The following is a 13,115-nucleotide window of genomic DNA, read 5'->3' on the forward strand; positions in this document are numbered from 1 at the left end:
ATCATAAACAGTATAGTTTTTATTAATGGATTCATATTTAATAAATTGTAAATCAATATTTTATGTTTGATTATTGTTTTTTACTATTGAAAATATAATATTAATAGATTTTAATTATGACGTGTAGGTTATAATTTTGCTGTGTCAAAAGAGGATAATTTAATAGCATTAATCAGATATTAAAAAATTGAACTAAAATGGAAAAAAATTCAAACGACATCAGTAAGTGCCCGTTTCATAACGGAACGATGAGCCAAAATCAGACAGTAGCTGGTGAAGGAACACAAAATCATGATTGGTGGCCCAATCAGTTAAGAGTTGATATTTTACGTCAGCATTCTTCTTTATCGAATCCAATGGATAAAGATTTTGATTATGCTAAAGCTTTTAAAAGTTTAGATCTTGAAGCTGTTAAAAAAGACCTTCGTGCTTTAATGACGGACTCTCAGGACTGGTGGCCTGCGGATTTTGGACATTATGGTCCTTTATTTATCCGTATGGCGTGGCACAGTGCCGGTACCTACAGGGTAAATGACGGAAGAGGGGGTGCCGGACAAGGGCAGCAACGTTTTGCTCCGCTGAACAGCTGGCCTGATAATGTGAGTCTTGATAAAGCCAGAAGATTAATATGGCCGATCAAACAAAAATATGGTAATAAAATATCTTGGGCGGACCTTATTGTTCTTACAGGAAATGTAGCATTGGAGTCCATGGGATTTAAAACTTTTGGATATGCCGGAGGTCGTGCTGATGTATGGGAGCCTGATCAGGATGTATATTGGGGAAGTGAAAAAACATGGTTAGCAGATAGCCATGATCCACAGAGTCGTTACTCAGGAAATAGAGATCTTGAAAATCCATTGGCGTCCGTACAGATGGGATTGATTTATGTAAATCCTGAAGGACCGGATGGAAATCCTGATCCTGCAGCTGCTGTGAAAGATATCCGTGATACTTTCGGACGTATGGCTATGAATGATGAGGAAACCGTTGCTTTGATAGCAGGAGGACATACTTTTGGGAAAACTCACGGTGCAGGTCCTGCTGAAAATGTGGGAAAAGAACCTGAAGCTGCTGGTCTTGAAGAGCAAGGTTTAGGATGGAGCAGTACTTATGGAACAGGAAAAGGTCATGATGCTATTACAAGTGGACTGGAAGTTACCTGGTCTAAAACCCCTACACAGTGGAGTAACAGTTTCTTTGAAAACCTGTTTGAGAATGAGTGGGAATTGACGAAAAGTCCGGCGGGAGCTCATCAATGGGTGGCTAAAAGTCCTGAAGAAAGTATTCCGGATGCATTTGACCCAGCTAAAAAACACAGGCCTACCATGCTTACTACTGACCTTGCATTGTTGGCTGATCCTGAGTATAAAAGAATATCAAGACATTTCTATGAGAATCCTGATGCCTTTGCAGATGCTTTTGCCCGTGCATGGTTTAAGTTGACTCATAGAGATATGGGACCTCGTTCACGTTATTTAGGACCGGAAGTGCCACAGGAAGAATTGATCTGGCAAGACCCTGTTCCTGCTGTTGATTATGAGTTAGTGGATGCTAATGATATTGCTTCTTTAAAATCTAAAATATTGGCTTCCGGATTAAGTATTTCAGAATTGGTTTCTACAGCTTGGGCTTCTGCATCTACATTCAGAGGAAGTGATAAAAGAGGAGGTGCTAATGGAGCGAGAATCCGTTTAGAGCCTCAGAAAAACTGGGAAGTGAATAATCCGGCTCAATTGCAAAAGGTATTAAAAGTATTGGAAGGAATTCAGAATGAGTTTAATAATCAGGCAGGTAATAAAAAAATATCATTGGCGGATCTTATCGTTTTAGCCGGGACAGCTGCTGTTGAAGAAGCTGCAAAAGCTGCCGGAAATGCTATTTCTGTATCATTTGCACCAGGACGTACAGATGCAAGCCAGGAACAGACAGATATTGAAGCTATGGGCTATTTGCAACCTCTGGCAGACGGATTCCGTAATTACCTGAAAAGAAAATATGTATCGTCCACAGAATCTTTATTAATTGATAAAGCTCAACTTTTAACCCTTACAGCACCTGAATTAACGGTATTGATCGGAGGATTAAGAGCTCTGAACGCCAATTATGATGGGTCTAAGCACGGTATATTTACACAACGCCCAGGAGTTCTTACCAATGACTTCTTTGTTAATCTTTTAGATATGGGAACCAAATGGAAAGCTATTTCTGATGATCAGGAATTATATGAAGGGACAGACAGAGCTACAGGTGAGAAAAAATGGACGGCTACTCGTGCAGATCTTGTCTTCGGATCGAATGCAGAACTGAGAGCGGTGGCGGAAGTCTATGGAAGCTCCGACAGTCAAGCGAAGTTTGTAGAAGATTTTGGCAAAGCATGGACTAAAGTAATGAATCTGGATAGATTTGATTTAGCTTAGTTTATTATATTATAAAAACACAAATGATGTAAAAAAACAGCCCCTTTTTTAGGGGTTGTTTTTTTACTTTATGAGGATGCTTATTGTATCTTTTCTGTGTATTCTAAATAATAAACCCTTATCTTTGCAAAAAAATTGAGCTCCAAAAGTTGGAGAAACTCATTAATAATTAATTTATTAAACATTTTTTTATGTCAAATATCGTTGCCATTGTCGGGCGTCCTAACGTAGGAAAATCCACCCTGTTTAATCGTTTATTGGAAAAAAGAGAAGCTATCGTAGACTCTACGGCTGGTGTTACCCGTGATCGTCATTATGGGAAATCAGATTGGAATGGAGTTGAGTTTACAGTGATTGATACGGGAGGATATGATGTAGGGACCGATGATGTTTTTGAAGAGGAGATCCGTAAGCAGGTCCAGTTAGCAGTGGATGAAGCTACTTCTATTATTTTCATGATGAATGTTGAAGAAGGACTTACTGACACGGATCATGAGATTTATGAACTTCTGAGAAGATCAAATAAACAGGTTTATATTGTTATTAATAAAGTGGATTCTTCAAAAGAAGAACTTCCGGCAACAGAATTTTATCAGCTTGGAATCGAAAAATATTATACACTTTCATCCGCAACCGGATCAGGAACAGGAGATCTATTAGATGATATCGTTAAAGATTTTCCAACCACTGATTATAAAGATCCTTTTGAAGGTTTGCCAAAAATTACAATTGCAGGACGTCCCAATGTAGGGAAATCTACAATGACGAATGCTTTGCTGGATGATGAAAGAAATATTGTAACAGATGTCGCGGGAACTACAAGAGACAGTATCCAGAGTCTTTATAATAAATTCGGTCATGAATTTGTTTTGGTGGATACAGCAGGAATGCGTAGGAAATCCAAAGTAAATGAGGATTTGGAATTTTATTCTGTGATGCGTTCTGTGCGTGCAATAGAAAATTCAGATGTTGTTATTATCATGGTAGATGCTACTCAGGGTTGGGAATCTCAGGATATGAACATTTTCGGAATTGCACAGAAAAACAGAAAAGGAATCGTGATATTGGTGAACAAATGGGATCTTATAGAAGATAAGAAGACCAATACCATGAGGGATTTTGAAAAAGCGATCAAAGATAAGATCGGTCAGTTTCAGGATATCCCCGTATTATTTGTTTCCGCATTAACCAAGCAGAGGATTTTGAAAGCAGTGGAAACTGCAATGGACGTTTATGAGGCACGTAAAAAGAAAATTAAAACTTCAAAACTGAATGAAGTAATGCTTCCTATCTTTGAAAATACACCTCCTCCGGCTATTAAAGGAAAATATATCAAAATCAAATATTGTGTCCAGCTTCCTACGCCGTCACCTCAGTTTGTGTTCTTCTGTAATCTGCCTCAATATGTAAAAGAACCTTATAAAAGGTTTACGGAAAATCAGTTAAGAAAAGAATTCGGTTTTACCGGAGTTCCTATAGAAATATATTTCAGACAAAAATAAAATGATCCCTTTTAGAAATTTTCTAAGAGGGATTTTATTCATTATACAATCAGTAAAAAGTTTTCAGATAATGGTAACAGAGCTTTCAAAACAATTTTCTTTAGTTAATTCATGGATTAATGAACTCCGTAATGTTGATATTCAGCATGATCGTATGCGTTTTCGCAGAAATATGGAGCGTATTGGTGAAGTAGCAGCTTTTGAAATAAGTAAAGGATTGGCTCAGAAAGAAGTTGAAATCCAGACACCTTTAGATAAAATAAAAGTTCAGGAAATTGCTGTTCAACCGGTTATAACTACTATTTTAAGAGCTGGGGTTCCGTTGTTCGAAGGAATTCTGAATTATTTTGACAGGGCAGATTGCGGATTTGTAGCTGCTTATAGGAAGCATGATGCCAATGATTACTTTTCAATCAAACAGGATTATCTTACCTGTCCAAGTATAGAAGGAAGACCTTTGGTCGTTGCAGATCCTATGCTGGCCACAGGAGCATCATTAATTGAGGCTATTAAAGACCTGCTTACCCATGGAAAGCCTACACAATTACATATTGTAGCTGCAATTGCATCCAGACAAGGTATTGAAACTATTTCAAAAGCCTATCCTGATGCGGAAATCTGGGCAGGTGTTATTGATCCGGATTTAACATCAAAAGGCTATATTACTCCCGGATTGGGAGATGCCGGAGATTTAAGCTATGGAGAAAAGCTTCAGAGATAAAGTATTTTTTATATATCCATTGCCATTACAAGAATACTGATTCTGTTATTTCCTGCTTTTAAAATTTCCCAGGAGATAGAGGCTAATGTGTTTCCGGTAGTAAAGACGTCATCGATTAAAAGAATGTGTTTTCCTGAAATATTAGAGTTTAAAGAAAATATATTTTTGGTTTCTAAGCGAAGTTTTTTATTCTTAAGAGCCTGAGCTTTAGAATAATGATTTCTCTTTAAAAGCTTATGACTATAGGGGATGTTGTAAAAATCAGATAAAGTTTCCGTAAATAAATGAAGCTGGTTATATCCTCTTTGCTTCTGCTTTTTAGGATGAAGGGGAACACTTGCCAGAAGATCGGGTTTTTCATGATCGAAGTTCAGTCGTTCCGTAGTCCATTCTGCTAAGGTTTTTCCAACTTTTTCCCTGTCTTTATATTTGAGTTCATGAATGAGTTCCCTGCTGACATCCTTTTCCTCAAATCGTAATAAGGCATACGCATTTTCAACGGGAAATAAGAGACTGCATTTTTCCTTGAGAATATTAGATTCAGAATAACTGAAATGAGTAAAGTGAATTTGGGAGAAGCATAGATTGCAAACTATATATTCAGCATCAATAAGTCTGTTGCAATGTATGCAACGGTGGGGAAATAAAATATCGAGTATCATTTGTGTTTGGTGTTTTAATTGGGTTTTATAAATTTTCTTTCCGTATTTTTTCTATACCATTTTTCATATTAAGATTAAACTGTTCTTTTTCCAGTCTTGAAGGAGGAGCCTGTCTCACTTCGCATTCTGCAATGCTGCATGATTCACAGGTAACGCCTACGTTGATAGTTCTCAGGGTAGGAGATTTTATAAAATTTATTTTCTTAATCGTCTGGGAGTTCAGTAAAACGCCTAAACAATAACTTCTGTTACTTCCGTCTGAAAAAGGATTTCTCTGAGAAGTGGATATTACCAGATAGCTTATTCCCTGATCTTTATAGTGAGAAATCTGGGCATCGGTTAATGTCTCATTTTCCTTGAGATGGTGCAGGTTTTTTACAGCGATCCACCTTCTGCAGTAATGTTCATTCATAGCATTGGCATGGGGAGCCTGCTGATGGTTAAGATGGAGCTCTTTTAGAATCTGTATTTTATCGGAGTTCTTCTTCTTGACCAGACATAAATAAAACACATCCTTAATTCCAAGTTCTGAAGACAGGATATTTGTCAGACGGTAATAAAATGTTTCAGGAGAATGAGTGAAGCTGTTAATAAGATTGGCGAATTTTTCAGGTTCCCATTTATTGTGAAGGAAAAACTCGGAAATATTCTCTGTGATCTGTCCTTTAGTAATAAGTAGGGCACCGGCAAAATAAGAAGCATAAAAATTATTAAGAATCTCCTCGAAACTTCCGAAATCTAACCACGAATAAGTATGTGGCCGGTTTTTGAGCTCAAGTACATTGAAGCCGATCTCTTTAGCCAGAATAAATGTCTTCTGATCCTTTTCCAGCTTGTTGTTCATGAGAAGTAGTAGTTTCTCAGGAATAAACAATGAACGAAGTTCACCTAAAGCTCCGTATTTTTCAAAATCTTCCGATTGGATAGTGTAGTGAAATTTTTCAGTGAGAATACTTTCAAGAGCTTCGGTTTTTAGATTCTTCTTAAGTTTTAAAGAGTTTTCATGGGCAAATGAAATAACTTTTTCTTCGATTTCCGGGAAATAATTGTCATACAATTCCTGAAAAGATCTCAAAACTGCAAAATAAAAACGTTCTTTTCCTAAATTATAATTCTTGGAAATTTCTATCAGGGCATTAATAAAAGCCGTTACCTTTTTGGGAGCGTCACTGATAATACTGATCAGGTTACTTTTATTGATTCCAAACAATTCTAAAGGAATCTCCTTGAAAAAATCAGATTGTAAGATTTCGTTAAAAGGAGCCATGCTTTTATCGAGTTTCGTTGAAACGAGATCATCAAAAGTACACTTTAGGGCATCAGAAAGCTGAATGATCTTATCATGCTTAGGATATTTCTTTCCGTTTTCGATTTCATTCAGGTAAGATTTTGATAAACCGGTTTTGGAAGCCAAGTCCTGTAAAGACCAGTTTTTTCGTTGTCTTTGCTGTTTTAGCTTAAGCCCAAAAATCGTTTTGATAAAGTCACTTTCCGGATTCATAATTCAAATATAATTAAATGATTGCGATTATTCGCATAATATTTTTTTTAAATTAATTAGCGAACGTTCGCTAATTGTGAAAATTTTTATTTATGTTTGTGATATCAAGTTATTCAAAATTAGGTGTATGGAAACTAAAAACCGCTTACAAGTAAAGGCAGAATACAAGTTTGGAGAAGTTTTTAATCAAGAATTAACAGATTTTTTAACAGAGCTTCATCAGGAATTTAATGCCAGAAGAATTGAACTTTTAGATAAAAGGAGAAAAAATCAATCCTTTTTTGATCAGGGGAATTTACCTTCCTTTTTGAAAGAAACTGAAGAAATCCGAAATAAAGATTGGTCGTGTGCAGGACTTCCGGAAGATCTTTTAGATAGAAGAGTAGAAATTACTGGTCCTGTGGATCGTAAAATGATCATTAATGCCCTTAATTCCGGAGCTTCCACTTTTATGGCAGATTTTGAAGACAGTAATTCCCCGACATGGAAAAATTGTATGGAAGGACAAATCAATCTTACTGATGCCATTAACAGGGAGATAGATTTTACGAATGAGCAGGGAAAAGCTTACCGGCTTAATGATAAGACTGCTGTCCTTCTCATCAGACCCAGAGGATTGCATTTACCGGAAAAGAATATTCATATAGATAATGAAGAAGCTTCCGGTTCCTTGATCGATTTTGGAATTTATTTTTTCAGAAATGCAGAAAAACTGATCCAAAGAGGGAGTGGTCCTTATTTCTATCTGCCTAAATTAGAACATTATGAAGAAGCAAGATGGTGGAATGATGTCTTTGTTTTTGCTCAGAATTATTTGGGAGTCCCACAGGGAACCATAAAAGCTACGGTTCTGATAGAAACAATAACTGCATCTTTTCAGTTAGATGAAATTTTATATGAATTAAAAGATCACAGTGCAGGATTGAATTGTGGAAGATGGGATTATATCTTCTCTTATATTAAAAAATTCAGGAATTTACCGGAGTTTGTAGTTCCCGATCGTGATCAGGTAACAATGATTTCACCTTTTATGGCAGCTTATTCTAAAAGGGTAATTGAAATCTGCCATAAGAGAAATGTTCATGCTATTGGAGGAATGGCAGCTCAGATTCCTGTGAAAAATGATAATGAAGCTAATACGGTGGCCTTTAATAAAGTAAAAGCAGATAAGGAAAGAGAAGTGAAAAATGGACATGACGGAACCTGGGTAGCCCATCCGGGGCTGGTATCCGTGGCAAAAGATATTTTTGATCAATATATGCCTTCTCAGAATCAGATTGATAAAAAATTTAATTATCAGATTAAAGAGTCTGATCTATTGGAAATACCAAAAGGAGAAATTACTGAAAATGGAGTTAGGAAAAATATCAATGTTGGAATTCTCTATTTGGAAAGCTGGTTGATGGGTATTGGAGCAGCAGCAATTTACAATCTTATGGAAGATGCGGCAACTGCTGAGATTTCAAGGACACAGATCTGGCAGTGGCTGAAAAATAAGGCTTCATTGAATGATGGCAGAAGACTGGTGAGAGAAATGGTTCTGGAATGGGAAGAGGAAGAAATGAAGAATATTGAAAACTATGTAGGAGAAAAACGTTTCCGGGAAGGGAAATTTGATTTAGCGAAACAATTATTCAACGAACTTATTTTCTCTGAAGAATTCGAAGACTTTTTAACGCTAAAAGCATATCCTTTTATTTAATACCAATTAATTTATAATAATCTAAAATCCCCACTAATATGAAAACAAGACAAGAACAAATCGAAGCTCTAGAACAGGATTGGCTTAGAAATCCACGTTGGAATGGTATAAGAAGAACTTATACGGCAGAAGATGTCCTTAAACTAAGAGGATCTTATAAACTGAGTTATACAATCGCAACTGAAATGTCCGAAAAATTCTGGAAAAAACTCACCACTCAAAAGTTTGTAGCAGGATTGGGAGCTTTAACTGGAAATCAGGCGGTCCAGGAAGTGGATGCTGGCCTTGAAGCTATATATCTTTCAGGATGGCAGGTAGCGGCAGATGCTAATTTATCTGGTGAGATGTATCCGGATCAGTCATTGTATCCTGCGAATTCAGTGCCCTCTGTAGTGAAGAGAATTAATAATGCTTTGTTAAGAGCGGATCAGATTCAGTCGGTGAACGGAGGAGGAGATAAAGAATATTTGGTGCCTATCATTGCAGATGCAGAAGCTGGTTTTGGTGGAAACCTGAATGCATTTGAATTGATGAAGCAGATGATTGAAGCGGGAGCAGCAGCTGTTCACTTTGAAGATCAATTATCATCAGCAAAAAAATGCGGTCATTTAGGAGGGAAGGTTTTGGTTCCTACACAGGAAGCAATCAATAAACTTATTGCTGCCCGTTTAGCAGCTGATGTTTGCGGAGTTCCGTCTGTGATTATTGCAAGAACGGATGCGGATGCGGCAGATTTATTAACATCGGATATTGATGATAGAGATAAAAAATTTGTAACCGGAGAAAGGACTTCCGAAGGATTCTATGTTGTGAAAAACGGAGTAGAGCAGGGAATAGATCGAGGGCTGTCCTATGCACCCTATGCTGATCTGATCTGGATGGAAACATCCAATCCTGATCTGGAGCAGGCAAGAAGATTTGCAGAAGGAATCCATGCGAAGTTTCCGGATAAAATGCTAGCGTATAACTGTTCGCCTTCATTTAATTGGGCTGCTAAATTAAGTGTTGAGGAAATGACTACTTTCCGTGAAGAATTAGCGAAAATGGGATATAAATTCCAGTTTATTACACTCGCAGGATTTCACGCGCTGAATACGGCGATGTTTGAATTAGCATTGGCTTATAAGGAAAGAGGAATGGCTGGATATTCCGAGCTTCAGGAGCGTGAGTTTGCTTTACAAAAACAAGGCTTTAGAGCTGTAAAACATCAATCTTTTGTAGGAACAGGGTATTTTGATGAGGTACAGACTGTTGTTACGGGTGGAGCTTCGGCTACGGTAGCAATGAAAGATTCTACAGAAACAGCGCAATTTCACTAAGAACGTAAGCGATTTCCATAAATTTTCTTTAAGTGAAGCCTTCTCAGTTTTGGGAAGGTTTTTTTATGAACTCGAAGCAAATTGTTATCTTTGCACCATGATACGAATTACCAAAACTTTCACCTTTGAAACTGCTCATGTCCTGTATAATTATGATGGAAAATGTAAAAATATGCATGGACATTCCTATAAACTTTTTGTGACTGTTAAGGGAAAACCGATCAATGACCTCAACAATCCCAAGAATGGAATGGTGATTGACTTCGGAGATATTAAAAGTATCGTGAAATCTGAAATTGTAGACGTCTGGGATCATGCAGTTCTTGTGAATGCGCTCTCTCCTCATAAGGAATTGGGAGAAGCTCTTGAAAGACAGGGGCATAAAGTAATCTACTGTAGCTTTCAGCCTACCTGTGAGAATATGTTATATGCTATCGCGGCTAAAATAAAATCTAAACTTTCACCGGATGTAAGTCTGGCCTACCTTAAGCTTCATGAGACTGAAAATTCTTATGGTGAATGGTTTGCTGAAGATAATTAATAATTACCTAACGGAATAGAAAATCGTGCTTAAGACAGTTATTAATTTAGAACCAGGTAAAAAGGTGTATTTTGCTTCAGATCAGCATTTTGGAGCACCTAATCCTAAAGACAGTAAGCCTCGGGAAGAGAAGTTTATACGCTGGATGGATGAGATCAAAGAAGATGCTCAGATTGTTTTTTTAATGGGGGATTTATTTGATTTTTGGCATGAATGGAAATATGTGATTCCTAAGGGATATGTAAGGGTTTTAGGGAAAATTGCAGAACTAAAAGACAGAGGAATCCATGTTTACTTTTTTGTGGGGAACCATGATCTCTGGATGAAAGATTATCTGGAAGAAGAAATCGGATGTACAGTGTTCTATCAGAAACAATATTTTGAAATTGGCGGGAAACAATTTTTATTGGCTCATGGAGATGGTCTGGGACCGGGAGATAAAGGCTATAAAAGAATGAAGAAGCTGTTTACCAATCCTATTGCACAATGGGCTTTCAAATGGTTGCATCCTGATATTGCTATGAAGATTGCTTTATATCTTTCACAAAAAAATAAGATGATTTCCGGCGAAGAAGATAAAGAGTTCCTTGGAGAAGATAAAGAGTTTTTAATTCTTTACTCAAAGAAAAAACTGGAAACAGAGAATATTGACTATTTTATCTACGGACATCGCCATCTTCCCATGGTTTTGGAATTAGGCAAAAACTCAAAATATATTAATCTTGGAGATTGGATTTCCTATTTTACTTATGGCGTTTTTGAGAAGGATTTTGAATTGAAGTCTTTTGAAAATTAGGCAAAAAAAATTACCTCTGTTAAGAGGTAACTTCCAGAATGGGTTTAACCCCATTGTCTGTTTTTAATCCATATTCCAAATAAAGAGTAGCAAAAACTTGACCAAAAATAAAATTAAATATTAAAAAAATATTAATTCATTGTATTTTAGGTGTATTTTTTTTGTTGAATAGAATTTAAATAATATTAAAATACCATTTTGTAAGAAAGTTGGAAGATATATTTAACATACAAACGGATGAAGACTTTCTGAGAACGGCTCTTCATACATTTCACTATCAATATCAGAATATAGAGCTCTATAGAAAGTTTGTGGATTATCTGAATGTTAATCCGGATAAGGTGGATGAACTGGTGAAAATTCCTTTTTTACCCATAGAAATGTTTAAAAATCATAAAGTTCTGGATCGTAATGTTTCAACGGATCTATACTTTCAGAGTTCCGGAACTACCCGGATGAATCTCTCCAAGCATTATATTGCAGATGAAGACATTTATAAAGAAAGTATTGAGAAAAGTTTTGAACAATTTATAGGAAAACCGGAGGACTTTGTTTTTCTGGGGCTCTTGCCAAGTTATCTGGAAAGACAAAATTCATCATTGATCTATATGGTGGATCATCTGATGAAAAAGTCTGGTAAAAAACAGAATGGCTATTTTCTTTATAATCATTCCGAATTATTCGATCTTTTGAATACTCTTAAAGATGAAAAAGTAATTCTGTTCGGGGTTTCTTTTGCTTTGCTGGACTTTTTGGATTATTGTCAGACGGGAAGAAAGAATGAAAACCTGAATGTTCTCAATAATATGAGGGTAATTGAAACAGGTGGAATGAAGGGAAGAAAGGAAGAAATGACAAAAGATGAATTATTGCAGATTTTGAAAACGGGATTTGCGACTGAGGCTGTATATTCTGAATATTCTATGACTGAACTTCTGTCTCAGGCTTATTCTTTAGGTAATAATGAATATAAATGTCCTTCCTGGATGAAAGTTATGGTAAGAAATGCTGAAGATCCTTTTACTTATGAGAAAGAAGGAAGAACAGGGGCTATTAATATTATTGACCTGGCCAATATTCATTCCTGTGCTTTTATAGCCACTCAGGATCTGGGGAAAATAACAGGAGATCAATTTCAGGTGTTGGGACGGATTGATCATTCTGATATCAGAGGGTGCAGTTTACTGGTTTCATAATGATTGAAAATTTTATAAAAAATAAAAACTACCTGTTTCAGGTAGTTTTTTTATATGTTTTATGTTAATTTTATTCAGCAGCTTCCTGTTGATCTCTCTGTAATAAAAATTTATAGATCAAACCTCCGGTGATTCCTCCTAAGATCGGAGCTACCCAGAACAACCATAGTTGTGACATTGCTGTCCCTCCTACGAAAACAGCCTGAGATAAAGATCTTGCTGGGTTTACAGAAGTATTGGTAATAGGAATAGAGATTAGGTGAATTAATGTTAATGCCAAACCAATTGCAATTCCAGCAAATTTTCCGTTTGCCCATTTATCTGTTGCCCCCATGATCACAATAAGGAAAAATGCAGTTAATAAGAATTCAGCTAAAAATGCAGCTCCCATCGAATAGCTTCTACCCTGATAGCCCGGCATATCATAAAAATTGGTTGCAAATGCTCCCGGTCCTTCAGCTGTAAAAGCTCCTGCACCATTTAGGATAACATAAAGACATCCGGCAGCAGCAATAGCTCCAAGACATTGAGCAACAACATAAGAGATTAAATCTTTTGCAGGAAATCTTCCTCCAGCTAATAGTCCGAAAGAAACAGCCGGGTTAAAATGTCCACCTGAAATATGCCCTACTGCGTAAGCCATAGTAAGAACAGTAAGACCAAAGGCTAAAGCTACCCCTAAAAGTCCGATACCGATGTCGGGAACACCAGCTGCGAAAACTGCACTACCACAGCCTCCGAATACTAACCAGAAT

Annotated in this window: 11 protein-coding genes; 8 read left to right on the forward strand and 3 right to left on the reverse strand. The window is 36.7% G+C overall.

The features are described 5' to 3' along the window. Positions 1-197: 197 nt before the first annotated feature. The 3 genes from katG (at position 198) to upp (ending at position 4,643) form a co-directional block, all read left to right on the forward strand. Complete coding sequence (gene katG / locus Q0A18_RS15465) at positions 198-2,420, forward strand: catalase/peroxidase HPI (RefSeq protein ID WP_292011062.1); 2,223 nt, start codon at positions 198-200, stop codon at positions 2,418-2,420. Positions 2,421-2,611: 191 nt separating this feature from the next. Beyond that, positions 2,612-3,922, forward strand: coding sequence for a ribosome biogenesis GTPase Der (gene der, locus Q0A18_RS15470; RefSeq protein ID WP_292011063.1), 1,311 nt, complete (start codon positions 2,612-2,614; stop codon positions 3,920-3,922). Positions 3,923-3,992: 70 nt separating this feature from the next. Further along, the gene (gene upp / locus Q0A18_RS15475; protein WP_292011064.1) at positions 3,993-4,643 is read left to right on the forward strand and encodes a uracil phosphoribosyltransferase; all 651 of its coding nucleotides are present in this window, start codon (positions 3,993-3,995) and stop codon (positions 4,641-4,643) included. A gap of 8 nt (positions 4,644-4,651) precedes the next feature. On the opposite strand, the gene Q0A18_RS15480 is transcribed toward upp, so the two are convergent. Together Q0A18_RS15480 and Q0A18_RS15485 are read right to left on the reverse strand one after the other, a co-directional pair. Further along, positions 4,652-5,305: a double zinc ribbon domain-containing protein gene (locus Q0A18_RS15480; RefSeq protein ID WP_292011065.1), complete on the reverse strand. Its 654-nt coding sequence runs from the start codon at positions 5,303-5,305 to the stop codon at positions 4,652-4,654. 25 nt (positions 5,306-5,330) lie between these two features. Beyond that, a complete protein-coding gene (locus Q0A18_RS15485; RefSeq protein WP_292011066.1) occupies positions 5,331-6,806 on the reverse strand; it encodes a helix-turn-helix transcriptional regulator in 1,476 nt (491 codons plus the stop codon). A 127-nt stretch (positions 6,807-6,933) separates the two neighbouring features. Here Q0A18_RS15485 and aceB point away from each other — a divergent pair, with 127 nt between their 5' ends. From aceB to Q0A18_RS15510, 5 genes are all read left to right on the forward strand, one after another. Beyond that, positions 6,934-8,508 (forward strand): malate synthase A, encoded by a 1,575-nt coding sequence (aceB, locus tag Q0A18_RS15490; protein WP_292011067.1) that lies wholly within the window; start codon positions 6,934-6,936, stop codon positions 8,506-8,508. A gap of 38 nt (positions 8,509-8,546) precedes the next feature. Continuing rightward, entirely contained in the window at positions 8,547-9,827 is a 1,281-nt protein-coding gene (gene aceA, locus Q0A18_RS15495; RefSeq protein ID WP_292011068.1) for an isocitrate lyase, read from the forward strand. 97 nt (positions 9,828-9,924) lie between these two features. Then, positions 9,925-10,368, forward strand: coding sequence for a 6-carboxytetrahydropterin synthase QueD (queD, locus tag Q0A18_RS15500; RefSeq protein ID WP_292011069.1), 444 nt, complete (start codon positions 9,925-9,927; stop codon positions 10,366-10,368). 25 nt (positions 10,369-10,393) lie between these two features. Beyond that, a complete protein-coding gene (locus Q0A18_RS15505) occupies positions 10,394-11,164 on the forward strand; it encodes a UDP-2,3-diacylglucosamine diphosphatase (RefSeq protein ID WP_292011070.1) in 771 nt (256 codons plus the stop codon). Between the two features lie 209 nt (positions 11,165-11,373). Beyond that, the gene (locus Q0A18_RS15510; protein ID WP_292011071.1) at positions 11,374-12,360 is read left to right on the forward strand and encodes an acyl transferase; all 987 of its coding nucleotides are present in this window, start codon (positions 11,374-11,376) and stop codon (positions 12,358-12,360) included. A gap of 70 nt (positions 12,361-12,430) precedes the next feature. Here the strand turns inward: Q0A18_RS15510 and aqpZ are convergent. Further along, a partial coding sequence (aqpZ, locus tag Q0A18_RS15515) for an aquaporin Z (protein ID WP_292011072.1) occupies positions 12,431-13,115 on the reverse strand: 685 nt, incomplete at its 5' end.

The organism is Chryseobacterium sp. (assembly GCF_022712095.1).
Lineage (GTDB): Bacteria > Bacteroidota > Bacteroidia > Flavobacteriales > Weeksellaceae > Chryseobacterium.

Coding starts and splice junctions, on each gene's coding strand:
- katG (WP_292011062.1), top strand. CDS start 198: ATGGAAAAAAATTCAAACGACATCAGTAAGTGCCCGTTTCATAACGGA.
- der (WP_292011063.1), top strand. CDS start 2,612: ATGTCAAATATCGTTGCCATTGTCGGGCGTCCTAACGTAGGAAAATCC.
- upp (WP_292011064.1), top strand. CDS start 3,993: ATGGTAACAGAGCTTTCAAAACAATTTTCTTTAGTTAATTCATGGATT.
- Q0A18_RS15480 (WP_292011065.1), bottom strand. CDS start 5,305: ATGATACTCGATATTTTATTTCCCCACCGTTGCATACATTGCAACAGA.
- Q0A18_RS15485 (WP_292011066.1), bottom strand. CDS start 6,806: ATGAATCCGGAAAGTGACTTTATCAAAACGATTTTTGGGCTTAAGCTA.
- aceB (WP_292011067.1), top strand. CDS start 6,934: ATGGAAACTAAAAACCGCTTACAAGTAAAGGCAGAATACAAGTTTGGA.
- aceA (WP_292011068.1), top strand. CDS start 8,547: ATGAAAACAAGACAAGAACAAATCGAAGCTCTAGAACAGGATTGGCTT.
- queD (WP_292011069.1), top strand. CDS start 9,925: ATGATACGAATTACCAAAACTTTCACCTTTGAAACTGCTCATGTCCTG.